This window comes from Nonomuraea sp. NPDC004354, from assembly GCF_053602555.1.
Genome location: NZ_JBSGDV010000003.1, coordinates 651,418 through 675,226 on the forward strand (window position 1 = coordinate 651,418; position 23,809 = coordinate 675,226).

27 protein-coding genes are annotated in these 23,809 nt (G+C 70.4%); 11 read left to right on the forward strand and 16 right to left on the reverse strand.

Annotated elements, in window-relative coordinates; genetic code table 11:
• The first annotated feature begins 8 nt into the window (after positions 1-8).
• The 6 genes from ACWENQ_RS13735 to ACWENQ_RS13760 are packed head-to-tail and all read left to right on the forward strand — an operon-like array spanning position 9 to position 7,053.
• Entirely contained in the window at positions 9-1,316 is a 1,308-nt protein-coding gene (locus ACWENQ_RS13735) for an ABC transporter substrate-binding protein (protein ID WP_452414352.1), read from the forward strand.
• On the forward strand, positions 1,313-2,215 hold the full coding sequence (locus ACWENQ_RS13740; RefSeq protein WP_452414353.1) for a carbohydrate ABC transporter permease: 903 nt from the start codon (positions 1,313-1,315) through the stop codon (positions 2,213-2,215). Before ACWENQ_RS13735 ends, ACWENQ_RS13740 begins: the two co-directional genes overlap by 4 nt.
• The gene (locus ACWENQ_RS13745) at positions 2,212-3,021 is read left to right on the forward strand and encodes a carbohydrate ABC transporter permease (RefSeq protein WP_452414355.1); all 810 of its coding nucleotides are present in this window, start codon (positions 2,212-2,214) and stop codon (positions 3,019-3,021) included. The genes ACWENQ_RS13740 and ACWENQ_RS13745 overlap by 4 nt, the downstream gene beginning before the upstream one ends.
• 2 nt (positions 3,022-3,023) lie before the next feature.
• The gene (locus tag ACWENQ_RS13750) at positions 3,024-4,730 is read left to right on the forward strand and encodes a glycoside hydrolase family 36 protein (protein WP_452414357.1); all 1,707 of its coding nucleotides are present in this window, start codon (positions 3,024-3,026) and stop codon (positions 4,728-4,730) included.
• On the forward strand, positions 4,731-5,759 hold the full coding sequence (locus ACWENQ_RS13755) for a LacI family DNA-binding transcriptional regulator (protein WP_452414359.1): 1,029 nt from the start codon (positions 4,731-4,733) through the stop codon (positions 5,757-5,759).
• A 13-nt stretch (positions 5,760-5,772) separates the two neighbouring features.
• Positions 5,773-7,053 carry a hypothetical protein gene (locus ACWENQ_RS13760; RefSeq protein ID WP_452414360.1) on the forward strand — a complete coding sequence of 427 codons (1,281 nt, stop codon included), beginning with the start codon at positions 5,773-5,775 and terminating at the stop codon, positions 7,051-7,053.
• Here ACWENQ_RS13760 and ACWENQ_RS13765 read toward each other — a convergent pair.
• The 13 genes from ACWENQ_RS13765 to ACWENQ_RS13825 form a co-directional block, all read right to left on the reverse strand.
• Positions 7,025-7,747, reverse strand: a complete 723-nt coding sequence (locus ACWENQ_RS13765) for an amino acid ABC transporter ATP-binding protein (protein WP_452414362.1) — start codon at positions 7,745-7,747, stop codon at positions 7,025-7,027. The genes ACWENQ_RS13760 and ACWENQ_RS13765 overlap by 29 nt on opposite strands.
• A complete protein-coding gene (locus ACWENQ_RS13770) occupies positions 7,744-8,463 on the reverse strand; it encodes an amino acid ABC transporter permease (RefSeq protein WP_449924854.1) in 720 nt (239 codons plus the stop codon). Before ACWENQ_RS13770 ends, ACWENQ_RS13765 begins: the two co-directional genes overlap by 4 nt.
• Positions 8,463-9,281 carry an ABC transporter substrate-binding protein gene (locus tag ACWENQ_RS13775; RefSeq protein WP_452414363.1) on the reverse strand — a complete coding sequence of 273 codons (819 nt, stop codon included), beginning with the start codon at positions 9,279-9,281 and terminating at the stop codon, positions 8,463-8,465. The genes ACWENQ_RS13770 and ACWENQ_RS13775 overlap by 1 nt, the downstream gene beginning before the upstream one ends.
• Positions 9,282-9,361: 80 nt before the next feature.
• Positions 9,362-9,706, reverse strand: coding sequence for a cupin domain-containing protein (locus ACWENQ_RS13780; RefSeq protein ID WP_452414364.1), 345 nt, complete (start codon positions 9,704-9,706; stop codon positions 9,362-9,364).
• On the reverse strand, positions 9,706-11,097 hold the full coding sequence (locus ACWENQ_RS13785; RefSeq protein WP_452414365.1) for an NAD(P)/FAD-dependent oxidoreductase: 1,392 nt from the start codon (positions 11,095-11,097) through the stop codon (positions 9,706-9,708). The genes ACWENQ_RS13780 and ACWENQ_RS13785 overlap by 1 nt, the downstream gene beginning before the upstream one ends.
• A complete protein-coding gene (locus ACWENQ_RS13790; RefSeq protein WP_452414367.1) occupies positions 11,094-12,176 on the reverse strand; it encodes an ABC transporter ATP-binding protein in 1,083 nt (360 codons plus the stop codon). Before ACWENQ_RS13790 ends, ACWENQ_RS13785 begins: the two co-directional genes overlap by 4 nt.
• A complete protein-coding gene (locus ACWENQ_RS13795) occupies positions 12,166-12,948 on the reverse strand; it encodes an ABC transporter permease (protein WP_354904864.1) in 783 nt (260 codons plus the stop codon). Before ACWENQ_RS13795 ends, ACWENQ_RS13790 begins: the two co-directional genes overlap by 11 nt.
• A complete protein-coding gene (locus tag ACWENQ_RS13800) occupies positions 12,945-13,772 on the reverse strand; it encodes an ABC transporter permease (protein ID WP_449924868.1) in 828 nt (275 codons plus the stop codon). The genes ACWENQ_RS13795 and ACWENQ_RS13800 overlap by 4 nt, the downstream gene beginning before the upstream one ends.
• 7 nt (positions 13,773-13,779) lie before the next feature.
• Positions 13,780-14,898: an ABC transporter substrate-binding protein gene (locus ACWENQ_RS13805; RefSeq protein ID WP_449924871.1), complete on the reverse strand. Its 1,119-nt coding sequence runs from the start codon at positions 14,896-14,898 to the stop codon at positions 13,780-13,782.
• A gap of 44 nt (positions 14,899-14,942) precedes the next feature.
• Positions 14,943-15,500 carry a helix-turn-helix domain-containing protein gene (locus ACWENQ_RS13810; protein ID WP_452414369.1) on the reverse strand — a complete coding sequence of 186 codons (558 nt, stop codon included), beginning with the start codon at positions 15,498-15,500 and terminating at the stop codon, positions 14,943-14,945.
• A gap of 233 nt (positions 15,501-15,733) precedes the next feature.
• A complete protein-coding gene (locus ACWENQ_RS13815) occupies positions 15,734-16,666 on the reverse strand; it encodes a D-2-hydroxyacid dehydrogenase (protein ID WP_452414371.1) in 933 nt (310 codons plus the stop codon).
• A gap of 116 nt (positions 16,667-16,782) precedes the next feature.
• Positions 16,783-16,980 carry a hypothetical protein gene (locus ACWENQ_RS13820; RefSeq protein ID WP_354904877.1) on the reverse strand — a complete coding sequence of 66 codons (198 nt, stop codon included), beginning with the start codon at positions 16,978-16,980 and terminating at the stop codon, positions 16,783-16,785.
• Between the two features lie 54 nt (positions 16,981-17,034).
• Complete coding sequence (locus ACWENQ_RS13825; RefSeq protein ID WP_449924880.1) at positions 17,035-17,274, reverse strand: hypothetical protein; 240 nt, start codon at positions 17,272-17,274, stop codon at positions 17,035-17,037.
• A gap of 195 nt (positions 17,275-17,469) precedes the next feature.
• Here ACWENQ_RS13825 and ACWENQ_RS13830 point away from each other — a divergent pair, with 195 nt between their 5' ends.
• Positions 17,470-17,646, forward strand: coding sequence for a hypothetical protein (locus ACWENQ_RS13830; protein WP_354904881.1), 177 nt, complete (start codon positions 17,470-17,472; stop codon positions 17,644-17,646).
• A gap of 22 nt (positions 17,647-17,668) precedes the next feature.
• Here the strand turns inward: ACWENQ_RS13830 and ACWENQ_RS13835 are convergent, their stop codons facing one another.
• Both ACWENQ_RS13835 and ACWENQ_RS13840 read right to left on the reverse strand, forming a co-directional pair.
• Entirely contained in the window at positions 17,669-17,917 is a 249-nt protein-coding gene (locus tag ACWENQ_RS13835) for a hypothetical protein (protein WP_452414372.1), read from the reverse strand.
• Positions 17,918-17,948: 31 nt separating this feature from the next.
• Positions 17,949-18,071 (reverse strand): hypothetical protein, encoded by a 123-nt coding sequence (locus tag ACWENQ_RS13840; RefSeq protein WP_354904885.1) that lies wholly within the window; start codon positions 18,069-18,071, stop codon positions 17,949-17,951.
• A gap of 427 nt (positions 18,072-18,498) precedes the next feature.
• Here ACWENQ_RS13840 and ACWENQ_RS13845 point away from each other — a divergent pair, with 427 nt between their 5' ends.
• The 3 genes from ACWENQ_RS13845 (at position 18,499) to blaOXA (ending at position 22,877) form a co-directional block, all read left to right on the forward strand.
• On the forward strand, positions 18,499-18,786 hold the full coding sequence (locus tag ACWENQ_RS13845) for a hypothetical protein (protein WP_449924886.1): 288 nt from the start codon (positions 18,499-18,501) through the stop codon (positions 18,784-18,786).
• 1,177 nt (positions 18,787-19,963) lie between these two features.
• The gene (locus ACWENQ_RS13850; RefSeq protein WP_452414374.1) at positions 19,964-21,802 is read left to right on the forward strand and encodes an ABC transporter ATP-binding protein; all 1,839 of its coding nucleotides are present in this window, start codon (positions 19,964-19,966) and stop codon (positions 21,800-21,802) included.
• Between the two features lie 226 nt (positions 21,803-22,028).
• Positions 22,029-22,877: a class D beta-lactamase gene (gene blaOXA, locus ACWENQ_RS13855; RefSeq protein WP_452414376.1), complete on the forward strand. Its 849-nt coding sequence runs from the start codon at positions 22,029-22,031 to the stop codon at positions 22,875-22,877.
• Positions 22,878-23,026: 149 nt separating this feature from the next.
• On the opposite strand, the gene ACWENQ_RS13860 is transcribed toward blaOXA, so the two are convergent.
• A complete protein-coding gene (locus ACWENQ_RS13860) occupies positions 23,027-23,191 on the reverse strand; it encodes a hypothetical protein (protein ID WP_449924892.1) in 165 nt (54 codons plus the stop codon).
• A 254-nt stretch (positions 23,192-23,445) separates the two neighbouring features.
• Between ACWENQ_RS13860 and ACWENQ_RS13865 the strand changes: the two genes are divergently transcribed.
• A complete protein-coding gene (locus tag ACWENQ_RS13865; RefSeq protein WP_449924895.1) occupies positions 23,446-23,766 on the forward strand; it encodes a GYD domain-containing protein in 321 nt (106 codons plus the stop codon).
• Positions 23,767-23,809 lie beyond the last annotated feature (43 nt).

Genomic DNA, 23,809 nt, shown 5'->3' on the forward strand with positions numbered 1-23,809 from the left:
GGAAAGAAATGATCAACCGTCGCGCGGCCCTGGCCGTCGTCCTCACCGGAGCACTCGCCGCGGCCTGCGGCTCCTCCCCCGACGCGGAGCAGAACGGCCCCGTCACGATCACCGTCTGGTCGTGGAAGCCCGCCAGTGAGGGCCTGGCCGCCGTGGCCAAGGACTTCGAGAAGTCCAACCCGAACATCAAGGTCAACGTCCAGGCGATCGGCAACCCCGCCATCTGGGACAAGATCACCATCGGCATGGCCGCCGGCGGCAAGGGCCTGGGAGACGTGCTGCACATCGGCATCGACTACCTGCCCGGCTACATGGACAAGTTCCCCGGCGGCCTCGCCGACCTGCGCAAGCTGGGCGCCGACAAGTACAAGGACGCCTTCGCCAAGGGGCTGTGGCCGACGGTGACCGGCAAGGACGGCGGCGTCTACGCGATGCCGTGGGAGGTCAACCCGGTCGGCTTCTTCTACCGCAAGGACCTGTTCGACAAGGCGGGCGTCGACGCGGAGAAGATCACCACCTGGGACGAGGCGATCGAGGCGGGCAAGAAGCTGAAGGAGAAGACCGGCGCCTTCCTCCTCGGCCTCAACAAGCCGGCCGCCGGCAGCGTCGACATGGACCTGTACCAGTCGCTGCTCCAGCAGCAGGGCGCCTTCTACTTCAACCGGGAGGGCGAGGTCACGCTCGGCTCCGCGCCTGCCGTCCAGGCCATGACCCTGCTCAAGAAGATGAACGACGCGGGCATCCTCGCCGACACCTCCGGCGAGGGCACGGCCAAGCAGATGATCGGCAGCGGCAAGCTGGCCGCGCTTCCCTGGGCGGCCTGGGCGGTCAGCTACATCCCCGAGATGCGTCCCGAGCAGAAGGGCCTGTGGCGGGTCATGCAGCCGCCGGCCGTGACACCGGGCGGCAAGCGCGCCGCGATCGTCAACTCCACGCACCTGTCGGTGTCGGGCACCAGCACGCACCAGAAGGAGGCGTTCGCGTTCGTCGAGTACGCGCTGACCAAGCCCGAGGTGATCAACAAGGTCTTCGCGGAGGGCGGCGTGTTCCCGGCGCTGACCGCGGCCTACTCCGACCCCAGGTTCACCGCGCCCCAGCCGTACTTCGGTGACCAGCCGGCGCTCAAGACGTTCGTCGACGCGCTCACCGAGGGCGCCGACGCCACCTACTACTCCGGCGACTACGCCAGGGCGCTGAAGCTCGCCAGTGACGCGCAGACGAAGGTGCTGCTCAAGGGCGCCGACCCGGCCGCGGCGCTGACCGAGGCCGCCACGCAGCTGGCCCAGCAGACCAACAGGAAGCCGGCCGCCGGATGACGCTCACCCTGTCCAGGCCGCGGGAGCAGGCGGGGATCAGGCGGTCGTTCGTCACCCGGCGCAACGTCCCCTACCTGCTGGTCGTGCCCGCGCTCGCCGGCTTCCTGGTCTTCAAGGCGTATCCGATCCTCGCCGCGATGTACATCAGCCTGACCACCGGCGCGGGCGCGGCCCGCACCTTCGTCGGGCTCGACAACTACGTCCGGCTGGTCAACGACCCGCTGTTCTGGACCGCGCTCTGGAACACCGGGCTGATCCTGGTCGTCCAGGTCCCGATCATGCTGTTCCTCGCGCTGCTGCTGGCGCTCGGGCTCAACTCCGCCTCCCTCCGGCTCCGCGGCCTGTGGCGGCTCGGCGTCTTCATGCCGAGCCTGACCGGCCTGGTCGCCTACGGCGTGATGTTCTCGGTGATCCTGCGCAAGGACGCGGGCCTGCTCAACTGGCTGCTCAGCTTCTTCGGCGTGACGCCCATCGACTGGCTGGGCAGCCCCTTCTGGGCCCGCATCTCCATCGTCATCGCCCTGACCTGGCACTACACCGGCTACAACGCGGTGATCTACCTGGCCGGCCTGCAGAGCATCGCCAAGGAGCTGTACGAGGCGGCGATGGTGGACGGCGCGGGCCCGGTCCGCCGGTTCTGGTCGATCACGGTGCCGCAGCTGCGGCCGATCCTGGCGCTGACCGTGGTGCTGTCGACGATCGGGACGCTGCAGCTGTTCGACGAGCCGTTGGTGCTGACCGGCGGGGGGCCCGACAACTCCACGCTGACGATCTCCCTTTACCTGTACCTGAACGGCTTCCGCTACTTCGACTTCGGTTACGCCGCGGCGATCGCCTACGCCCTGACGTTGATCGTGGCCGGGTTCGGCATCGCACAGATGAGGTTGCAGAAGACATGAAAGGCTGGACGCTGACTTTCGTGCTGGCCGTGGTGTTCGGGCTGTGCGTCGGCCCGTTCTACTGGCTGGCCATGGCCGCCACCCACGCCAACTCCGACATCTTCTCCTGGCCGCCGAAGTTCTACCCGGGCGACCAGCTCGTGGCGAACACGGCCAAGCTGGAGGAGTCGATCGGGCTGGTCACCGTGCTGGGCAACACCCTGTACGTGGCGGTGGTGCAGACCGCGGGCGCGATCGTGGTGTCGCTGCTGGCGGGTTACGCCTTCGCCAAGTTCACCTTCAAGGGCCGCAATCTGCTGTTCGTGCTGCTGCTGTCGACGCTCGTCATTCCCACCGGCGTCACCATCATCCCGATCTTCGAGATGATGAACGACATCGGCCTGATCGACAGCTATCCGGCGCTGATCCTGCCCAGCCTGTCGGTGCCGTTCGGCATCTTCCTGATGCGGCAGTCGCTGCTGGCCATACCCGACGAGCTGCTGGACGCCGCGCGGGTCGACGGCGCGGGCGAGCTGCGGGTGCTGTGGCGGGTGGTGGTCCCGGTGATGCGGCCGGTCCTGGCGGCGCTGGCGGTCTTCCTGTTCCTCGGCGCGTGGAACGACTTCCTGTGGCCGCTCATCGCGATGCGCACGCCCGAGATGTACACCCTGCCCGTGGCCCTCGCCAGCCTGCTGGGGCTGGCCAAGACCGACTTCGGCCAGGTCATGGTGGGCACGGCGATCTCCTCGCTGCCCATGATGATCCTCTTCCTCGTTCTCCAAAGACAGTTCATCTCCGGCCTGCTGGCCGGTGCCACGAAGGGATAGACATGCAGATCTGGGGGCCGCACGCGCTCGACGAGACGACCGTGGTTCACGCGGGCGGGGTCGAGGTGGCGGTGGCGGGGACCACCGGCGTCACCGTGACGCCGCTCGGCGAGGGGGTGTGGCTGATCGACGCCCCCGAGGCGACGGCGGCGCAGTGGAGGGTGCCGTGCGTGAGCACGGCCGCCTTCTGGACGCCGGGCAGCGGCACCCGCTGGGTGCCGCCGATCTGGGCCGCGCCGCTGACGGCCAGGCTGACCACGGGCTCCCCGGTCGTCAGCCTGGTCGGTACGGCAGGCGCCAACGTGTGCACGGCGGCGCTGGCCGAGACGGTGGCGCAGGTCAGCTTCACCGGCGGGCTGATCGAGGAGACCGGCGAGTTCGTCTTCACCCTGCAGGGCGACGGGCTGCGGATCAGGCTCGACGTGTCGGAGCGGCCCTACTCGGCCGCACTGGCCGACGTGGCGGCCTGGTGGCTGGAGGGCCGCGAGCTGCCGCCGACGCCCCTCCAGGCGCGGCTGCCTGCCTACTCGACGTGGTACAGCATGCACCAGGAGGTCACCGAGGAGACGGTGGAGGTGCAGGCGCGGCTGGCCAGGCGGATCGGCTGCGAGACGATCATCGTGGACGACGGCTGGCAGACCGCCGACCGGGCGCGCGGCTACGCCTTCTGCGGTGACTGGGAGCCCAACCCGGCCGCCTTCCCCGACATCGCGAGCCATGTGCGCAGGGTGCGCGACAACGGCATGGCCTACCTGCTGTGGTACGCGCTGCCGTTCGTCGGCAAGCACAACGCGGCCTTCGAGCACTTCGAGGGCAGGTTCCTGCGCTACCTGGACCACATGGACGCGGCCGTGCTCGACCCGCGCCACCCCGAGGTGCGCGAGTTCCTCATCGGCAGGCTCGCCCAGGCGGTCGAGCGGTGGGGCATGGACGGGCTGAAGATCGACTTCGTGGACCGGTTCGCCACGCCGGGCGGAGATCCCGCCCCGAGTGACGGCGCCGACTGCGTGGAGGTCGACGAGGGGGTGCGGCGGCTGCTGCACGACCTCGACGCGCGGCTCCGCCGGACGCGGCCGGACGTGCTGATCGAGCACCGCCAGCCGTACACGGGGCCGGGCCTGTGGCCGTACGCGAACATGGTGCGCGCGATGGACTGCCCGCTCAGCCCGCAGGAGAACCGGCAGCGCACGGTCGACCTGCGGCTGGTCGCCGGACCTGTCGCCGTGCACTCGGACATGATCCTGTGGCACCCGGACGAGCCGGCCGAGCAGGTGGCCGTGCACCTGATCAACGCGCTGTTCTCGGTGCCGCAGGTGTCGGTCGACCTGGCCGCCCAGCGGCCCGACCAGCTGGCCGCCGTCGAGTTCTGGCTGGGCGTCTTCCGCACCCACCTGGACACCCTGCAACTCGGCGCCCTGGAGCCGGCGCAGCCCGAGCACGGCTACCCCCTCGTGCGGGCCTACGATGGGGACACCACGATCATCGCCCGCTACGCCGCGCTCCCCGTGGACGTTCCGGACACGGGAGAGGTGCTGGTCGCCAACGCCGACTCCGACCCCCGGGTGGTCCTCTACGGCGAGGGCGAGGCGAGCGCCGAGGTCTTCGACTGCGGCGGCACGCTCGTCAGCGCCGACAGGCTGCGGTTCGACGCGGGTGCGAGGCTGGTCGAGGTGCCCATGGGCGGTCTGCTCAAGCTGAGGAGAGACTGAGTGGCGACACGTCGGCCGCGCGAGCGCGGGGTCACCATCGAGGACGTCGCGCGCGCGGCCGGCGTGTCACGTCAGACGATCTCCAACGCGCTCAACGCCCCGCACCGGCTGAAGGCGGAGACGCTGGAGCGGGTGACCGCGCTGATCGAGGAGCTCGGCTACCGTCCGGACCAGTCGGCGCGCAGCCTCAAGTCGGGCACCAGGCGGATCATCGCCTATCCGACGCCGGTCGACGACCCGGCCAACCCCAACCCGCTGATGGGCGGCTTCCTCGAGGCCGTCGTGTCCGCGGCGGGCGAGTCCGGCTACCGGATCCTCCTGGTACGGCCGCGCCCGGGCCAGAGCCAGGAGCAGGCGCTGGACGAGCTGCTCGCCGCGCGGACCGTGGACGGCTTCCTGCTGTCCGACATACTGCGCGATGACCCCCGGGTCGCCTACCTGACCGCCGAGGGCTTCCCCTTCGCGGCCTTCGGCAGGACCGAGCCAGGGCAGCCGCAGGCGTGGGTGGACGTCGACAGCGTCCAGGCGGTGGTCGACCTGGTCGGCCTGCTCGCGGACAGGGGGCACGGCGAGGTCGCCTTCCTGGCCTCCTCCAGCGGGCAGCCGTGGATGGACGACCGGCGCGACGGCTTCCGCGCCGGCGTGCGCCGCCACGGCCTGCGGGGCCGGGAGTTCGCCGTGCCGGGTGACGAGCCCGCGCGGGTCGTCGCGGCCACCCGCGAGCTGCTGGCGGGCGCCGACCGCCCGACCGCGATCGTGGCCGGGGGCGACTGGCTCGCGCTCGGCGTCTACGCCGCCGCCAGGGCCGAGGGTATGGAGATCGGCCGCGACGTGGCCCTCGTCGCCTTCGACGACCTGCCGGTGACCGCGTTCCTGCAGCCGGCGCTGACCACGGTGCGGCTGCCGCTGCGGCGGATCGCCGAGGCGCTGGTCAGCCGGCTGCTGCGGATCATCGAGGACGGCGTCACTCCCCCGTCCGGGCTCCTGCTCCCCGGCGAGCTGGTGGTCCGGCCCAGTCTCGGACCCTGATCGGAAGGCTTTCATGCGTATCGACTCCTCGAACGAGGAGCTGGTGGCGATGTTCGAGTGGGCGTGCGACCGGGCGCTGCGCTGGGCGCACCCGGCCGGATCGCGCGGCCCGGTCGACGTGGACGAGCGGCGGCCGGAAGGCACCGGCGAGGGCGTCTACCTGGCCTCGTACTGGGCGGGCTACGCCCACCGCAGCGGCTTCTACCTGCGCGACTTCGTCCACCAGCTCCCCGGCGCCCACCTGCTCGGCCTGCACGAGGCCAACCTCACGATGCTGCGCCTGTTCGCCGCCTCGGCCACCGAGGAGCACGGCCGCCGCCCGGTGTGGGCGTTCAACTTCGACGGCTCCTACCTGGCGATCGACTATCGCGGGCCCGGCGACTTCGTCAGGGAGGTCCCCGCGGTGTACGAGCTGGTGGAGGCGGGCGCCGTCGGCCACCGCTGGACGGGCGAGCGGGCCTACGTCGACGACCCGGTGCTGTGGGACTACTACCGGCACGCGATCGAGCTGCCGCCCACCGCGATGGGCACCAGCATCTTCGAAGGCACCGCCTCCTACAACGAGCTGGAGGGCGAGCCGCTGGCGGTGGCGGGTGACGGGGTGGCCGCGCGGTACGCGGCCTTCCTGGCCATGGCCGAGCTGTCGCGGGCGCGCGGGCTGGACGGCGACGACTACCTGCGGCGGGCCGCCGAGCTGCGCGACTGGTTCGCCGCCGAGTGGACGGATGTGCGCGGTTTCACCGCCGACGGCCGCCCCGTCACCGGCTGGGGCAGGGAGAGCAGCTGGTTCCCCGCGCTGAAGGGCCTGTCCGCCGACACCGGGCTCCTCGACACGATCGAGGCCCAGGCCGGCGGTCCTGGCAGGCCCCACAACATCGAGGCGTGGACCTACCTGCCTGACACGTTCTTCCGCGCCGGCAGGCCGGAGACCGCCTGGCGGTGGATGCGGGAGATCTACGCCGCCCGCGAGGAGGAGCACGTCGCGGGCGGGCGCAACGGCGACTACCCGGAGGTGTCGTTCACGCTGGTCAGCCAGGTGGTCGAGGGCCTGCTCGGCGTGCGGCCGAACGGCGCGGCCATCGCCACGGAGCCGGCGCTGCCCGCGGGGATCGACTGGCTGTCGATCTCGGGCATCCCCGTCGGCGGCGGCAGCGTGGCGGTGCGCCACGAGGGCGGCACCACCACGCTCAGCAACCTGTCGGACCACGTGACCTACACCTGGACGGCGGGCGGGCAGGTCCAGCGGGTGCCGCCGGGCGCCACGCTCACAGCACGTCCGACAGGAACTGCTTGAGCCGGGGGCTGACCGGCGCCTCGAAGATCCGCGCCGGCGGCCCCGCCTCCACCGACACCCCCTCGTCGAGGAAGAGCACGGTGTCGGCCGCCTCGCGGGCGAAGCCCATCTCGTGGGTGACGACCACCATGGTCATGCCCTCGCGCGACAGCTCGGCCATCAGCCCCAGCACGCCCTTGACCAGTTCGGGGTCGAGGGCGGAGGTGGCCTCGTCGAAGAGCATCACCTCCGGCTCCATCGCCAGCGCCCTGGCGATGGCGGCCCGCTGCTGCTGGCCGCCCGACAGGTGCCCGGGGCGCGCGTCCGCCCTGCCCGCCAGCCCCACCAGGTCGAGCTGGCGCCTGGCGACCTGCTCGGCCTCGTCGGCCGACAGCCCCCTGATCCTGCGGAGCGGCAGCGTCAGGTTTCGCAGGATGCTCATGTGCGGGAACAGGTTGAACTGCTGGAAGACCATCCCGATCCGGCGGCGGAGCCGGTCGGGGTCCTCCCCCAGCACGCTCCGGCCGTCCAGGAGGACGTCGCCGCCGGACGGTTCGAGCAGCCGGTTGATCGTGCGCAGGAACGTCGACTTGCCCGAGCCCGACGGGCCGATGACGCAGGCCGTCTGCCCGTGCGCGACGTCGAGGTCCACGCCGCGCAGGACGGGTGTGGCGCCGAAGGACAGCCGGATGTCGCGGGTGACGACGCCGCTCATGCCCTCGCCTCCTTCGGCGCGGCCCGCAGCCGGCCGTCGATGTGGTTGACCAGGTGGGTGAGCGGCACGGTGAGCAGCAGATAGAACAGCCCGGCCAGCACCAGCGCGGACTCGTTGCCGGTGTTGGCCGCCGCGTCCTGGCCGATCCTGAACAGCTCGCGCTGGGTGGCCAGCAGACCGAGGAAGTAGACCAGGCTCGACTCCTTGATGAGCGCGATCACCTGGTTGACCAGGGCGGGCAGCACCCGTCGTACCCCTTGCGGGATGATCACCAGGCGCAGCGCGGCGCCGCGGGAGAAGCCCAGGGCGCGGGCCGCCTCGAGCTGGCCGCTCTCGACGCTCTGGATGCCCGAGCGGAAGATCTCCCCGATGTAGGCGGCGGCGATGAGGGACAGCGCGAGGATGCCCAGCGGGTAGGGGTTGGGCCCCCAGATCCGCATCCCGACGGGCGCGAGTCCGACGCCGATGAGCAGGATGGTCACGACGGCGGGCAGCCCGCGGAAGACGTCGGTGTAGAGGCGCGCGGGCCACCTGAGCCACCGGGTCCTGGCGATGCCCGCCATGGCCAGCAGCATGCCGAGGACCGTGCCGAGCACGGCGGAGACGCCGGCCAGGATCAGCGTGTTGGGCAGCCCGACCGTGAGCATGTCGGGCAGCGCCTCGCGCATCGACTCCCAGTCGAAGAACATCCGCCACAGCGTCGACAGCCAGTCCATCACCTGGCGCCCGCGCTACCCGGCTTGAAGTCCGCGGGGACGGGACGCCCGGGGTAGTACTGGTCCTGCAGCTTCTTCCAGGTGCCGTCGGCGATGACCTCGTCCAGCGCCTTGTTCAGCGCGGCCAGCAGTTCGGGCTTGTCGTGGGCGACCGCGAAGGCCGTCGGCGCCGGGCTGAGCCGCTTGGCGGCCAGCACGATCGTGCCGCCGCTCTCCTTGGCGCTGGTCTCGCCGATCTCGGCCGGCGAGATCCAGGCGTCGGCGGTGCCCGCCTTGAGCTGGTTGACCGCGCCGTTGTAGTCGGGCACCCGGACCGGGTCGAGGCCCTGCTGGGTGGCGTAGTCGTCCTGGACGGTGCCCTGCACCACGACCACCCGCTTGCCCTTGAGCTCCTCGAAGGACTTGATCGCCGAGCCCGCGGGCACGTCGAGCCCGAAGTAGCCGAAGTCGTAGCCGTTGGTGAAGGCGACGGTCTTCTTGCGCGCCTCGGTGATCGTGATCGAGGAGCTGCCGACGTCGAACTTGTGCGTGGCCACCTGCGACAGCAGGGCGGAGAAGTCGGTGCCGACGAACTCCGCCTTGAGGCCGGCCTTGGCCGCCACGGCGGTGAACAGGTCGTTGTCGAATCCGGTGAACCTGCCGTCCTTGAGGAAGACGTTCGGCGGCGCGTCGGTCAGCGTCCCCGTCCTGACGATTCCCGGCTGGAGGAGCTTGTACGGGTTGGCGGCGGCACCTGCCGCGGTGTCGCCCGCGCCGTTGGATCCGCAGGCGGAGACGGCGAGGAGGGCGGCGAGGGCCAGGGCGATGCGCTTACTCATATCACAATCCCAGTAGGAAAAGCAGGAAATACACCGAAAAGACGGCCCGCCACGCGGCGGGCCGTCCGGTAATCTACTAATCAGATAGGATTAGTGTCAATTGTGACGTAGATCTTGCGCATGGTCTCGTGCACCACCCACGTGCCCTTCCACCCGTCGTTCAGCACCACGGTGGAGCCGGGGACGAGCTCGGTCACCTGGCCGTCGTCCGCGGTCAGCGTGGCCCTGCCGGTCAGGATCTGGCAGATCTCGTGGAAGCCGTCGCGGACGGCGGTGAAGGTGCCGGGCTCGCACTCCCACACGCCGGTCTCCGCGCCGCCGTCACGCCACAGCTCCAGCGTCGACTCGCGCTGGCCGGTCAGGCTGGTGGGCTTGGGCACGGCCGGCGGCATCGCCACGGACAAGGCGTCGCTCAGATACGTCATCAGCGCCCCGCGATCAGGTTGGCCAGGCGGGCGTATCCGGAGGTGGAGGTGCCCCTGTCGTTCTCCCGCCGGTCGGCGGCACGGAACAGCGTGTAGATGAGCTGCACGCCTGCGTAGCGCAGCGGCTCGGGCTCCCACTGGCGGACCTGGCGGCCCACCCACGGCAGCGCGGTCAGCTCGGTGTCCCGCCGCAGCACCAGGTCGCGCAGGGTGCGACCGGCCAGGTTGGTGGTGGTGACGCCGCTGCCGACGTAGCCGCCCGCCCAGCCGAGCCCCGTCGCGTGGTCGAGGTGGACGGTCGAGCACCAGTCACGCGGCACGCCGAGCACGCCGCACCATGAGTGCTGGATGCGCGCGTCGGCCGCGGCCGGGAACAGCTTGACCAGCATGCGCCACAGCGACTCGACGGTCCAGCGCTGCGTGGCGCCGCGGTCGTCGGTGCGGGAGCCGTACCGGTACGGCACGCCGCGCCCGCCGATGGCGATCCGGTCGTCCGCGGTGCGCTGGGCGTAGATGTAGGCGTGCGCCTCGTCGCCGAGCAGCTCACGGTCCTCCCAGCCGAGGTGCTTCCACACGTCGGCGGGCAGCGGCTCGGTGACGATCATCGAACTGTTCATCGGCAGCCACTGGCGGCGCTGGCCCTCGATGCCCGCGGTGAAGCCCTCGGTGGCGCGGATGACGTACTCCGCCTTCACCACCCCCCTGGTGGTGATCGCCTGCCTGGGCTTGATCGCGGTGACCGTGGTGCCCTCGAAGATGTCGACGCCGAGCGCCTCGACCACCCTGGCCAGGCCCACGGCCAGCTTGGCCGGCTGGATGCGGGCGCAGTGCGGGCTGAAGGTGGCGTCGAGCGCGCCGGCCACGCGCAGCCGCGACTCGCGCTCGTCGCGTTCGAGCAGGCGCAGGTCCTGCTCGCCGTAACCCCACGCGCGCAGCTCGTCGAGCTCCTCGTGCAGGCGCCGGCGCTGGGCCGGGTTGGTGGCGGTGTGGATGAGCCCGCCCTTGTGGATGTCGGCGTCGATGCCCTCCTCGCCCGCGATGCGGATGACCTCGTCGACCGACGCGAACATGGCGTGCTGCAGGTCGATCATCGCTTGGCGGCCGCGCGCCTTGGCGTGCCGCTCGCGCGAGCCGGCGAACTCGGCCGACAGCCAGCCGCCGTTGCGGCCGGAGGCGCCGAATCCGGCGAACTCCTTCTCCAGGATCGCGATCCGCAGGTCGGGCTGGGCCTTCTTCAGGTAGTAGGCGGTCCAGAGGCCGGTGTAGCCGCCGCCCACGATGGCGACGTCGTAGTCGCGCGCGCCCGGCAGGGCCGCCCTGCGGTCGGGGACGCCGATCTGCCGGTACCAGAAGGAGACTCCTCCGTTGGCGAAGTCCTTGGTGAGGTTCACGTGAGCACAGCCTCCGCGTCGCTTTCGTCAGGTAGGAGGACGGAGTCGGCGACGCGCCAGGTCAGCGTCACCTCGTCGCCCGCGCGGGCCTCGCTCAGGCCGCCGGCCTGCTCGCGGACCAGCGCGGGGCTGCCGTCCGGCAGTTTCAGCTCCAGCTTGCGGCTGGAGCCCAGGTAGATCTCGCCGGTGACGGTCGCGGGCAGGGCGTTCCAGCCGGGCTCGGCCTCGTGTCCCGGCTTGCGGACGGCCAGCCGTTCCGGCCGCACCACCAGGGCGCCGTCCTTGCCGTCGATGCCGCCGCGCACGTCCAGCAGGCGCGCGCACACCCCGATGCCCTGGCCGGAGACGGGCCCGCGCAGGACCGTCGACTCGCCGAGGAACTTGGCCACGAACAACGTCTTCGGCCGCTCGTACAGCTCCGCGGCGGGGCCCACCTGCTCGATGCGGCCCTTGTTGAACACCGCGATCCGGTCCGACAGCACCAGCGCCTCGTCCTGGTCGTGCGTGACATAGACGAACGTGGTGCCGAGCTCGGCGTGGATGCGCTTGATCTCGAGCTGGAGCCAGTCGCGCAGCTTCTTGTCCAGCGCGCCGAGCGGCTCGTCCATCAGCAGCACCCGGGGGTTGTAGACGATGGCGCGGGCGACGGCGACGCGCTGCTGCTGGCCGCCGGACAGCTCGCGCGGGTAGCGGTGGCCGAAGTCGCCGAGGTGGACGGTGGCCAGGGCGGCCGCCACCAGTTCGGCGCGCTGGGCCTTGGGCACCTTGCGCTGCTTGAGCGGGAAGGCGATGTTCTCCGCGACCGTCATGTGCGGGAACAGGGCGTAGTGCTGGAAGACCATGCCCATGTCGCGCCGGTGCGGCGGGGTGGCGCCGATGGAGGTGCCGTCGACGGTCAGCTCGCCGCTGGTCTGCCTGACGAACCCGGCGATGATGTTGAGCGTCGTGGTCTTGCCCGAGCCGCTGGGCCCCAGCAGGGTCATGAACTCGCCGGGCTCGATCGTCAGCGACACGTCGTCGACGGCGACGAAGTCGTGGTAGGTCTTGGTGAGGCCGGTGAGCTGGATGCTACTTGGCACGGGTCCTCCTGGCGACGAAGAAGGTGGCGACGAGGACGAGCGTCGTGGTGAGCGCGATGATCATCGTGGCCGCGGCGGCGATGGTCGGGTCGGTCTCCCTGGTGACGCTGGCGTACATCTTCACCGGCAGGGTCTGCAGGTACGGGCTCTGGATGAACAGCGAGACGACCACCTCGTCGAAGCTGGTGACGAAGGCGAACAGCGCCCCCGAGGCCACGCCGGGCGCGACCAGGGGCAGCGTCACGCTGCGGAAGGCGGTCCACCTGCTCGCCCCGAGGCTGGCGGCCGCGTCCTCCAGCCGCCGGTCGAAGCCACGCAGCGAGGCGGTGACCGGGATGATGACGAACGGCAGGGCCAGCACGGTGTGCGCCATGACGAACCCGGCGAGCGTGCCCACGAGCTGCAGTTTGAGGAACACCGCGTACGTGCCGATGGCCAGCACGACGCCCGGCACGATCATCGGCGCCAGCATGGAGCCCTGGGCCAGGGCCAGACCCTTGATCTTCGCCCTGGTCAGGCCGAGCGCGGCGGCCGTGCCGAGCGTCGTGGCCACGACCGTGACCAGCAGCGCCACCTGCACGGAGGTGCCGAGCGCGGACATCCACGCCGCGTCGCCGAAGAAGTTCTCGTACCACCGGGTGGAGTAGCCGTCCGGCGGGAACTTCAGCGACGGCTTGTCGGTGAAGCTCAGCGGCACCACGATCAGCGCCGGGACGACCAGCCACACGCCCGTCAGCGCGCAGAAGGCCCAGAGCGGCCAGCGGGCCCTCATCCCGTCACCTTCTTCCCGGTACGGCGCAGCGTCAGCCCCAGCAGCGCGATCATGGCGAGCGTCAGCCCGAGCAGCACGACGCCCATCGCGCCGCCGCGGCCCCACTTGAGCAGGCCGTTCACCTGGGTGAAGATCTGCTGCGAGATCAGCGCGTCGGTCGGCGAGCCCAGCAGCGCGGGCGTCACGTAGAACCCGAGCGCGCTGATGAACACCGTCAGGCACCCGGCCGAGACGCCGGGCAGCGACAGCGGCACGTACACCTTGACGAACGCCGTGACCGGGTGCGCGCCCAGGCTGGTGGCCGCGGGCAGCAGCCGCCGGTCGATGCCGCTCATGACCGCGTAGAGCGGCAGCACCATGAACGGCATCAGCAGCTGCACCATGCCGATGACCACGCCGGTCTGGGTGCGGATGAGGCTGAAGGGCCCCATCCCGAGCGCGCCCAGCGCCTTGTTGATCACACCGGTGTCCTGGAGCAGGATCACCCAGGCGAACGTGCGCACCATGAGGCTGGTCCAGAACGGCACCAGCACCAGCAGCGTCAGGATCGCCCTGGCCCGCGCACCCACGATCGTCATCGCGTAGGCGTAGGGGTAGGACAGCGCCAGCGCGACCAGCGTCACCCACAGCGCGGTGCTGAACGTCCTGCCGAGCACCTGCATGTTGGCCTGCTCCCCGAAGAACCAGGCGAAGTTGCCCAGGCCGGGCTCCGGGTCGGTGAAGGCGCTGACCAGCATCGACCCCAACGGGTAGAGGAAGAAGACGCCGAGCGCGATGAGCGCGGGCAGCAGAAGGAGCGCGGGCCCCGCCGTTCTCTCTTTCACTGCGCGCTCAGCCTCCGAGCCAGGCGGACCACTTCTCGATCATCTCGGGCTGGTTCTTCGCCCACCACGCGCCGTCCACCTTGAGGCTCTTGTCCACGATCTCGGGGCGGGTGGTCAGGAAGGAGGTGCCGAGCTCGTCGAGCTTGGGCTGGGCGTCGGTGTGGATGGGCGAGTAGGAGGTCAGCTCGGTGAGCTTGGCCTGCTGCTGGGCGCCCAGGTAGTAGTTGATCATCGCCATGGCCGCCTTGGGGTTCCTGGCGTTCTTGGGAACGCTCAGCGAGTCCATGATCGGCATCCACTCGTTCCACTGGACGTCGAACTTCGCGCCGTTCTTGATGCCGGCGTAGGCGCGGCCGCTCCACATCATGACCATGTCGACCTCGCCCGACTCCAGCAGCTGCTGCGACTCGGCGCCGGTCTTCCAGAAGACCAGGTCGCCGCGGACGGCGTCGAGCTTCTTGGTGGCCCTGGCGACGTCGAGCGGGTAGAGCTTGTCGGCGGCCACGCCGTCGGCCACCAGCGCGGCCTCGTACGGGCCGGGCGCCGCGTCGCCCGGGATGCCGGGGACGGCGCGCTTGCCGGGGAACTTCGCGGTGTCGAAGAAGTCCGCCCAGCCCTGCGGCGGGTTGGCGCCGAACTTGTCCTTGTTGTAGGCGAGGACCATGCCGTACTGCATCGCGGGGACGCTGCACTCGGTGGCCAGGCCCGCCGGCACCTTCGACTTGTCGATGATCGTGTAGTCGAGCGGCTGGAGCAGCTTGCCGCACTGGGCCTCGGCCCAGATGGAGTCGGTGTCGACGACGTCCCAGGTGACGTTGGAGGAGTCGACCTGCGCCTTGATCTTGGCGTAGTCGGTCGGGCCGTCCTGGAGCACCTGGGCGCCCGACTCCTTGGCGAAGGGGTCGATGGCCGCGTCCTGCTGGCCCTTCTGGTAGACGCCGCCGTAGGAGACGAAGGTCATGTTGACGCCCTTCAGGGCGTCCTTCTTCACGGCTCCGGACTGTGCGGGTCCCGAACCGAGGTCGATGTCCGCGGGCGCGGCGGCGCTGCCGCCGCAGGCCGCGACCAGGAGGAGGGAGGCCGTGGCGATGGCCGTACCGGCCAGTCGCTTGGGTCGGATGAGCATGGGGTTGCCCCCTCGTAGAGCGTGATGTGGGGTTCGTGTGGGGTTCAGTCGGGGGTGGGGGGGCCGATGATCCAGAGGACCTCGGCCTCCTCGTCGCCGTCGTTGACGACGCGGTGGGGGATGGAGGTGCGGTACTCGACGCTGTCGCCGGGACCCATCGGGGACAGTTCCCTGTCCCCCAGATGGACGGTGACGGTGCCGCGCAGGACGAGCAGGATCTCCTGCGAGTCGCCGTGGGTGTACTGCTCCTCGCCGGTGGACGCGCCCGGGTCGAACTCGCCGCTGTACACCTCCAGGTTCTGGAGTGGTCGCTGCGAGATCAGGTACTTGCGCGATCCGCGCCCCGCGTGCAGTTCGGGGCGCTCGGACCGCCTGACGATGCGGTGGCCGTCCACCGCGTCCTCGCTGAACAGATCGGCCACCGTGATGCCGAGCGCGACGGCGACCCGCCGCAGCATCCCGACGCTGGCACTGGTCTGGCCGCGCTCCAACTGGCTGATGAAGCTGGCGCTGGCCTGTGCCTGTGCCGCCAGACCCCTGACGGTCATCTGGCGCATAAGACGGTAGGCACGGATCCGGTCGCCCAAGGGCTCAGCTGCCATCGAACGTCTCGATTCTCTGCACTGAACAAGTTGTTAAGTGGCAATGAAGGGACCGTACAAACGGCCCAACCGCCCCAGCAAGGGGGCGACTGGTCACAAATCGGTGACATGTGATCACGCTCACAGCACGCAGCGCGCGAAACCCCAGGTCAGCGCCCTGCCTGCGGGAAAGGTAAAACTCTCGGCCGCCGCCTGGCGGGAGAGCACGGGCGATCCTGCCGCCCGGCCGGTGCTCAGAACCCGCGCGACCACTGCACGACATTGCGCAGCGGCCGGCCCGCGACGAACCTGCGCCAGTTGTCCTCGAAGATCTCGAGGATCTGCTCCGACTCCCGGTCGGAGCCGCCCGCCGTGTGCTGGGTGAGCAGCGTGTTCGGACAGCTCCACAACGGGTGCCCGGGCGGCAGCGGCTCCGTGGCCGTCACGTCGAGGACCGCGCCGCCGAGCCGTCCCTCGCGCAGCGCCGCCACCAGCGCCGCCTCGTCGACCAGGGAGCCGCGCCCGGCGTTGACGAAGATCGCGCCGGGCGGCAGCAGCGCCAGCCGGGTCGCGTCGAGCAGGCCGGCCGTCTCAGGCGTGCCGGGCAGCAGCCCCACCAGCACGTCGGTCCCCGGCAGCAGGGCGTCGAGCTCGTCCGGGGTCATCCTGCGGGAGTAGAGCGTGACGCGGCAGCCGAAAGGGGCCAGCAGCTCGGCCAGCCGCCGCGCGATCGTACCGGCCCCGAGGACGACCACCGAGGCCCCGGTCAGCAGCCGCAGCCCCGGCCGGAGCGGCCGGTCCGACCAGGTCCGCCGCTCCCCCAGCCGGACCAGCTCGTCGACCCCCCGGTACAGCGCGAGGATGCCCGCCAGACAGGTCTGGGCGACGGGGTCGGCGAACGCACCCGACACGTTCGTGACGGTGATCCGCCGCCCGAGCGTGGCCCAGTCGAGGCCCACGTACCGGTCGACGCCCATGGACGACAGCTGGAGCCACCGCAGGTGGCGCGCCGCCGGCAGCCATTCGGGCGGGCAGTTGCCGACCGCGACCCGCGCCCCGGCGAACGCCTCGGCGTCGCGGGCGGTGTGCTCCTTGGGCCGGGCGAACCACACCGGCACGTCGCCGGCCAGCGCGCGGACCCGCTCCCGCTCGGCGGCGGTCAGCGCCAGCTCGACGTACAGGCGCATGCCTTCATCCGGGCCGGCGGACGCGGTCCTGGAGGCGGCTGGGGTCTTGGAAGCCGCCGGGGTCCTGGAGGCGGCCGGGGTCCTGGAGGCGGCCGGGGTCCTGGAGGCGGCCGGGGTCACGGCCGGTCGGCTCCGCAGAGGATCCCGGCGGCCATGCCGGTGGGCGGGGTCTCGGTGGCCAGCTCACGCAGCCGGTCGGCGAGCGCCAGCGCCTGCTCACGCGTCATGCGCGGCTCCGTGCCGGTGTAGAACACCACGATGTCGCCCGAGGGCGAGCGCACGGGAGTGAAGGGAAGCGAAGGGGAGATCACCATGATGGCATCAGTCTTTCGTACCTGACCGACAATTTCGCGGTTCAGCGGCGGGTGTCACTCGGCGATCCGGTCGACCAGCCTGGTCCAGAAGGCGATCAGCTCGTTGCCGGTGTAGCGGATGAAGTGGATGCGGTCGTGGCCCCGGTAGACGGCCACCTCCGTCAGCGGGGCGCCGCCCTCCTCGAAGCTGGTGTACAGGGAGGTCCAGTCGTCGGGTCCGGGCACCCAGTCGGGAAAGGCCAGGCGGGCGGCCTGGTCACGGAGTGCGGACCAGCGCTCCCCCGAGGAGTCCATACTTCACGGTGCCAGGAGACGCCCCAAGAGGCGGCAAAAGGGCCACCTCGTCGGCCGTGGCGCCGGCCGTCCCCTGCACCGCGAGCCGTCCCGCGCGGCCGTGATCCCGTTGACGAACACAGCCCCGTGCTTGACGGGCCATTGCCACCGGAATCGATAGCGTGCCGGGCAAGGATCTTCAAGGGGGAACACAACATGAAGCGCTTCGCGATCACGACCGCCGGCGTCGTCCTGGCGCTGGGCATGGCAACGGGCCCGGCCGCCGCGGCGGCCTGGGAGGTGCCGAGCCGAGGCAACACCGACCAGATCACCGACCTGCTCGGCAAGCTGCTGGAAGGCACCAGCCTGCTCAACGGCGTGAACGGCGTGTAGGAGCGGGCCGTCGACCCGGACGTCAGGACCTCAGCAACCCGCCGACCGCCATCGGCGACCAGGCGTCCGGACCGGCGACGTCGAGCACGTCGCCGTCCTCTGGAGCGCCGATCGGGAGACCGGTGGCGGTCATCGCGGACACGACCGTCCTGGCGTCCGGGCGGATCCGGGCGGCCACACGGCGTCCCCAGCGCGTCCTCCCCCACGGCTTGCAGATCGACAGGATGGTCACCGCGGCCAGCAGGGCGACCCACCTGCGGTAGACGGCCAATGCCTGACTCGGGTGCGAGCCGGCGCCGCGCTCACCGGGTCAGCCACCAGACGGCCACCACCACGGCGGCCACGAGCAGGGCGACGGCGTAGCCGAGCAGCGCCCGGCCCAGACGGCGGCGGACGTAGCCGGGGCGGTGGCGATCAGCGGTCACAGGGTCTCCTCCTGCGGGACGGCCGGCGGCTCGGACGGCGAGCGGGCCAGACGGAGTACGGGTGACGGAGTACGGGCGTCGGACTACGGGCGTCGAACTACGGGTGACGGAGTACAGGCGTCGACTACAGGCGTCGGACTACGGGTGACGGAGTACAGGCGTCGACTACAGGCGTCGGACTACGGGTGACGGACAGACAGCGGATCAGACGGACTACAGGTCGGACAGACAGACCGCGGGTCGAGCAGGCAGCAGGCCAGACGGACCGTGGGTCGGACAGACAGCGGGCCAGGCGGACCGCGGGTCGGACGGTGGAGCGGCCATCCCCTGCGGGCATGGCAGGCGCCGGATGCCAATTCTTTGTGTCCCACGTCGGGTTTCCGTCCGATGGGAAGGGCAGATTCCCCACGACAAGGGGGGATCTTAGATGATCAAGAAGTTGCACGCCATGGGCCTCAGGTCCAGCCACATGTACGCCGCGGGGTTCGCCGCCATCGGCGCGTCCATCATCTCCTGGATGGCCTCCAGGACCGCCGAGAACATCGACAGGGCCGACCGGTGGGGGATCTTCATCGGCGAGTGGGCGCCGACGTGCTTCGCGCTCGGAGTGGCCCTGCGCATGGAGGAGACGCACAAGGACATGGAGGAGACCCCGGAGGCGACGACGTTCGACCGGTCGATGGCCGGCAGCAGCCGCGCCCGCGCGGGGGTGTGACCACCGGAGGCGCAGGCCGCGGCCCGCCGGCCGACCTGCGCCTCACCGCTACCGCCAGACCCCCTGCGCCTCCGTCCCGCAACCCGCCCACTCCCCAGCAACCCCCTGACCCCTCGCCCCACCCCACTCCCCCGCAGCCTCCGGTTCCGCGCCCCACCGCACCCCCGCAGCTCCCCTCCCCTCGCCCCACCGCACTCCCCCGCGGCCGTCGTCCTCCCTCACACCCCGCCCCACTCCCCGCGCCGGCGTCGGTCCTGCGTCGCCGGACCCCATGACCCCGGCGGTCCACCGACCTCCCCGTCCCCTCCGCCAACCCCGGCTTTCCGCCCTGTTCCGCGCTTCCGCCATGGCACACATGGCCCGCGACGCGCCTGCGCACACGTCCGGCCGACGCACGTCTCCCAGCTGCACACCTTCGCCTGTCCAGCGCTGCTCCCGGCCCCCGCACCACTCCTGGCCGCCACGCGTCTCCCGGCTGCACACGGTTCAGCGCTCCTCCCGGCCCCGCACCACTCCTGGCCGCCACGCGTCTCCCGGCTGCACACGGTTCAGCGCTCCTCCCGGCCCCGCACCACCTCCCGACCGACGGCCCTCCGGCTCCCCCGCTCTCCCCGCCGTCACTCCATGCCCTCGTGGGGCCCGGCGCGAGGATCCGGGTGGCTTGCGCGCGGTCCTCCGCCTCGCCGTACGGGATCCGCCGGAACTCTCCCGGCCCCCACCGAGGGGCCGCGAGCAGACGACCCGGCAGGCATAACCCTGGCGACACGCCGTCAAATCACCATCTTTATGCCGAAACATCCGCATCCTCAGCTGGAATTTAGCGCCCGATTTGTTGCACGAACTTCCTTGCCCGTACAACGAAACAAGGTCGCAACTTTCGCGCGCTGACATCCGTACAGCATCAGCTTGACGTCGCGTTTGCCCAGGTCCGGCCAGGTATCGCAAACCTGTGAAGGGTTTAACGTGCATTTACATAAATAGGCCAGCCGATCTCCCTGAGATCCTGCCGCAAAGAGATGTTCAATATGCGCGATAATTGATGATTCATCCCGATTTGGGTGCTAGTGTTCTGAATTGAAACGAGAGCCACTTCACGGGGAGGAACGATGACTCTCACACGGATCTACCCGACCTCTCAGAACGGCTGGGGCTGGGGCGGAGGCTGCTGGCGTCGCCGGTGCGGTTGCGGCGGCGGCTGGGGCTGGCGCCGGCGCTGGTGGGGATGGTGGTAGTTAGTTCTCGTGAGAGCCGATGGATAATCCGTCGGCTCTCATTTAATGCTCGTGACAGCTCCCCCCTCGCCCCGGCTGTCACCATCCGCAGGACGTTCAAGGAGTTCTGGCCCGACACCCGTGGCCTCCGGAAGCTGTTCGCCGTCGGCGGCGTCCTCGCCCTCCTGGCCGCGCTGTGTGAAGTGGCGGGGATCGCGCTGTTCGGCTACATCACCGACGAGGTGCTCAGCTCCGGCAACCTCGCCGCGTTCTGGAGCCCCGCGGCGGTCTGGCTGGGCATAGCCGTGATCGCGGGCCTGTTCTCCTTCGGCGCCACCTATGTCACGGCGCTCGGCGCCGAACGTTTCCTGCTCAAGCTGAGGGACAGGATCTTCGCGCACCTGGAGACCCTCACACCCGACTTCTTCGACAACCGCAAGCTGGGCGACCTGATGGCCAGGCTCACCGACGACGTGGCGGCCATCGAGGAACTGGTCGGGTCAGGGCTTGTCAAGGTGTTGACCACCGTCGCCAGCGTGGTGTTCTTCGCGGGTGCCGCCTTCTACATCCGGTGGGACCTGGCCCTGGTGACGATGGCGCTCGTCCCCGCGTTCCTGCTGGTGTCCAAGCTGTTCGCCGGCAGGTTCAGAACGGCGGCGGCCCGCGAGCGGCTCAGCAACGGGGCGATGAACAGCGTCATCGAGGAGAGCCTGTCCAACCAGTCACTCGTCCAGGCGTACAACCGCCAGGAGTCGGAGTCGCGCCACCTGCACAGGGAGGGGCGCACCTGGCTGAGGGCGAACATGACGCAGGCGTGGCTGTCCGGCGCGTACGGCCCTGCCGTCCAGGTGCTGGAGACGCTCTGCCTGATCGTCATCATCGGCTTCGGCGCCTGGGAGATCGCCTCGGGACGCCTCACCATCGGTGGCCTGCTGGCGTTCGCCGCCTACCTGGCCTACCTGTATCCGTCCGTGCAGCAGCTCGGCGAGATCGCGCTGACGGTCTCGGAGGCGGCGGCCGGCTCCGACAGGGTCATGGAGGTGCTGAAGGCCCGTCCCGCGGTCGCCGACAAGGCCTCCGCCGTACCGCTGGCCACGCGCAGCCGGGGGTACATCGAGTTCGCCCATGTCTCCTTCACCTATCCGCAGCGCCGCCGGCCGACGCTCCAGAACGTGTCGTTCACCGTGTCGCCCGGCGAACTGGTGGTGGTGACGGGGCCGAGCGGCGCGGGCAAGTCGACGCTGGCCAAGCTGCTGCTGCGCTTCTACGACCCGCTGGCGGGAAGCGTCCTGCTCGACGGCACCGACATCCGCGACGTCACCATGGCCTCTCTCCGCGACAACATCACGCTGCTCCACCAGGAGAGCCTGCTGTTCTCGGGGACCGTACGGGACAACATCGCGTACGGCAGGCCGGACGCGACGCTCGACGAGGTCGTGGAGGCGGCCGTGCTCGCCGGGGTGCACGACTTCGTCAACGCCCTGCCCCAGCGGTACGACACACCGATCGGGCAGCGGGGACGGCTGATGTCGGGCGGGCAGCGCCAGCGCATCGCGATCGCCAGGGCCATCCTGCGCGACGCGCCCGTGCTGGTGCTGGACGAGCCGATGACCGGCCTCGACGAGGCCACCGCGGCGCGGATCATGGAGCCTCTGGCGCGGCTGATGGAGGGACGCACGACCATCATGATCACGCACGACCTACGCCATGTTCCGGCAACGGCCCGCACGATCACGCTCGAACCGGCGCGACGCTCGAACCGGATCACGCTGAAGCACCGCACGCCCCGCAACGCGCCCGCGTGACGGATCGTCAGCTGCCGCGTCATGATCCGGCCTGACGGCTTCCTGCAGAAAGCTGTCGCTGTTTTTCGGAAGTTTCCAGCAAGAAGATGACGACCCTCGGGCCCGGCCTTCCAGCGAAGGTCGGGCCCTCTCATGGCGTCTGCCAGGCGCGATATCGGAATCTCCATCGATCTGGGGCGATATCACTATTGGACATGTCGTTCGCGGTGCTGATCTGATCTCCGGCATGAAACGTCCCCAGATGATGGTCGGCGCCGCCCTCGTGGCGGTCTCCGCGCTGCTCGGCGGAACCGCCCACGCCACCCTTTCCACCGCCCCCGTCCAGGTCACCGTCCAGCCGGGGCCGATCGTGCGCGATGACCTGCGAGCGCTGTTCGACCAGGCAGGCGTCCGCGGCGCCTTCGCCCTCCTCGACGTCTCGAGCGGCCGCGTCACGGTCGTCGACCGGGCCAGGGCCGAACGCCGCCTGATCCCCGCGTCCACCTTCAAGATCCCGCACGCCCTCGTCGCGCTGGAGACCGGCGCCGTCAAGGACGACAAGGAGGTCATCCCGTACGGCGGTAAGCCGCAGCGCTTCCCCGAGTGGGAGAAGGACATGAACCTCGGCGACGCGATCAGGGCCTCCAACGTGCCCGTCTTCCAGACGATCGCCCGCCGTATCGGGCTGAAGCGGGAACAGCAGTGGCTCCACCGGCTCGGCTACGGCAACCGCGAGGTCGGCGGCGTGGTGGACACGTTCTGGCTGGAAGGGCCGCTGGAGATCTCGGCGGTCGAGCAGACGCGTTTCCTGTCCAGGTTCGCCCGTCAGCAGTTGCCCGCGTCGGTGAAGAACCAGCGTCTGGTCGCCGACATGCTCAAGATCGAGCAGGAGGACGGCTACACCCTGTACGGCAAGACCGGCTGGGCCTTCGACGTCACGCCGAGCGTCGGCTGGTGGGTGGGCTGGGTCGAGCGCGGCGGCCGCCTGTACACCTTCGCGCTCAACATCGACGTGGTCCAGGACGGCGACACGGGCAAGCGCATCCCGCTGGCCCGCGACCTGCTGAAGCGCCTGAACGTCCTGCCCGCCCGGTGACCCGGTCCCGGCGCTCCTGACCGAGCGACCCGTGCGTCGCGGGCGCCACCGCCCGCCCCTCCCGCCGGACGGCACCGACGTCCGGGGAAGGCCTTGCGAACAGAAGCTGAGCGCGGCGGGCGCCCGCGGCGATCGGCTCGCCCGGGATGTCAGGACTCCGGTTCGCCCTCATGCCGGTTGTGGGTCGAGAGGATCTCGGCGAGCTGATGCTGCTGCTCGGGCGTCAGCCGTACCGGCCACACGGCGGGCAGCACGAGGACATCGCCGTTCGGCATGGCGACCAGGTCGAGAGGGAACGCTGGGGGAGCAATCACAGTGCGACCACTTTCGCACGTCAGAATGCTTTGCGAGAGGTCTTCACGTCTACCTTCGGTCTTGGTACTCCAAGAACTTGCGAAGTCACGCCGGGTCCGCCCCCGCCGGACCGCCGGGCCGGGCGGCCCCCATCGTGCAGGCGCAAACCACACCGCCGCCTGGGATTAGCGTCACCCGAAGCCGAGAACCCCGTCCAGGTGACCGCAGGCACGGCCGTTCCCACGGGAGCGGTGGCACGGAAAGGGGTCGACCCATGCCCAAGTACCTCATCCAGCTGAACTACACCGCGGACGGCATCAAGGGCGTGCTCCAGGAGGGCGGCACCGCACGCCGCGAGGCGGCCGAACGCATGGCCGAGAGCGTCGGCGGCCGGATCGAGCAGATGTACTTCGCCTTCGGCGAGATGGACCTGTACGCCATCGCCGACATGCCGGACAACGTGAGCATGGCCGCCGTGGGCCTCGCGGTGTCGGCGTCCGGCGCGGCCCGGACCAGGACGGTCGTCCTGCTGACACCCGAGGAGATCGACGAGGCGACGAGGCAGGAGGTGCAGTACCGCGCCCCAGGCACCTGACGGCCCGTGGAGGCCGCAGGCGTCGCTATTTCGGTGGCGATCC

Bases quoted from the DNA above. Each gene is read 5' to 3' on its own strand.
- ACWENQ_RS13795 (WP_354904864.1), bottom strand. From the start codon at position 12,948: ATGAGGGCCCGCTGGCCGCTCTGGGCCTTCTGCGCGCTGACGGGCGTG.
- ACWENQ_RS13735 (WP_452414352.1), top strand. From the start codon at position 9: ATGATCAACCGTCGCGCGGCCCTGGCCGTCGTCCTCACCGGAGCACTC.
- ACWENQ_RS13825 (WP_449924880.1), bottom strand. From the start codon at position 17,274: ATGGACTCCTCGGGGGAGCGCTGGTCCGCACTCCGTGACCAGGCCGCC.
- ACWENQ_RS13865 (WP_449924895.1), top strand. From the start codon at position 23,446: ATGCCCAAGTACCTCATCCAGCTGAACTACACCGCGGACGGCATCAAG.
- ACWENQ_RS13820 (WP_354904877.1), bottom strand. From the start codon at position 16,980: ATGGTGATCTCCCCTTCGCTTCCCTTCACTCCCGTGCGCTCGCCCTCG.
- ACWENQ_RS13775 (WP_452414363.1), bottom strand. From the start codon at position 9,281: ATGAGTAAGCGCATCGCCCTGGCCCTCGCCGCCCTCCTCGCCGTCTCC.
- ACWENQ_RS13770 (WP_449924854.1), bottom strand. From the start codon at position 8,463: ATGGACTGGCTGTCGACGCTGTGGCGGATGTTCTTCGACTGGGAGTCG.
- ACWENQ_RS13805 (WP_449924871.1), bottom strand. From the start codon at position 14,898: ATGCTCATCCGACCCAAGCGACTGGCCGGTACGGCCATCGCCACGGCC.
- ACWENQ_RS13845 (WP_449924886.1), top strand. From the start codon at position 18,499: ATGATCAAGAAGTTGCACGCCATGGGCCTCAGGTCCAGCCACATGTAC.
- ACWENQ_RS13765 (WP_452414362.1), bottom strand. From the start codon at position 7,747: ATGAGCGGCGTCGTCACCCGCGACATCCGGCTGTCCTTCGGCGCCACA.
- ACWENQ_RS13750 (WP_452414357.1), top strand. From the start codon at position 3,024: ATGCAGATCTGGGGGCCGCACGCGCTCGACGAGACGACCGTGGTTCAC.
- ACWENQ_RS13740 (WP_452414353.1), top strand. From the start codon at position 1,313: ATGACGCTCACCCTGTCCAGGCCGCGGGAGCAGGCGGGGATCAGGCGG.
- ACWENQ_RS13760 (WP_452414360.1), top strand. From the start codon at position 5,773: ATGCGTATCGACTCCTCGAACGAGGAGCTGGTGGCGATGTTCGAGTGG.
- ACWENQ_RS13830 (WP_354904881.1), top strand. From the start codon at position 17,470: ATGAAGCGCTTCGCGATCACGACCGCCGGCGTCGTCCTGGCGCTGGGC.
- ACWENQ_RS13815 (WP_452414371.1), bottom strand. From the start codon at position 16,666: ATGCGCCTGTACGTCGAGCTGGCGCTGACCGCCGCCGAGCGGGAGCGG.
- ACWENQ_RS13780 (WP_452414364.1), bottom strand. From the start codon at position 9,706: ATGACGTATCTGAGCGACGCCTTGTCCGTGGCGATGCCGCCGGCCGTG.
- ACWENQ_RS13745 (WP_452414355.1), top strand. From the start codon at position 2,212: ATGAAAGGCTGGACGCTGACTTTCGTGCTGGCCGTGGTGTTCGGGCTG.
- blaOXA (WP_452414376.1), top strand. From the start codon at position 22,029: ATGAAACGTCCCCAGATGATGGTCGGCGCCGCCCTCGTGGCGGTCTCC.
- ACWENQ_RS13810 (WP_452414369.1), bottom strand. From the start codon at position 15,500: ATGGCAGCTGAGCCCTTGGGCGACCGGATCCGTGCCTACCGTCTTATG.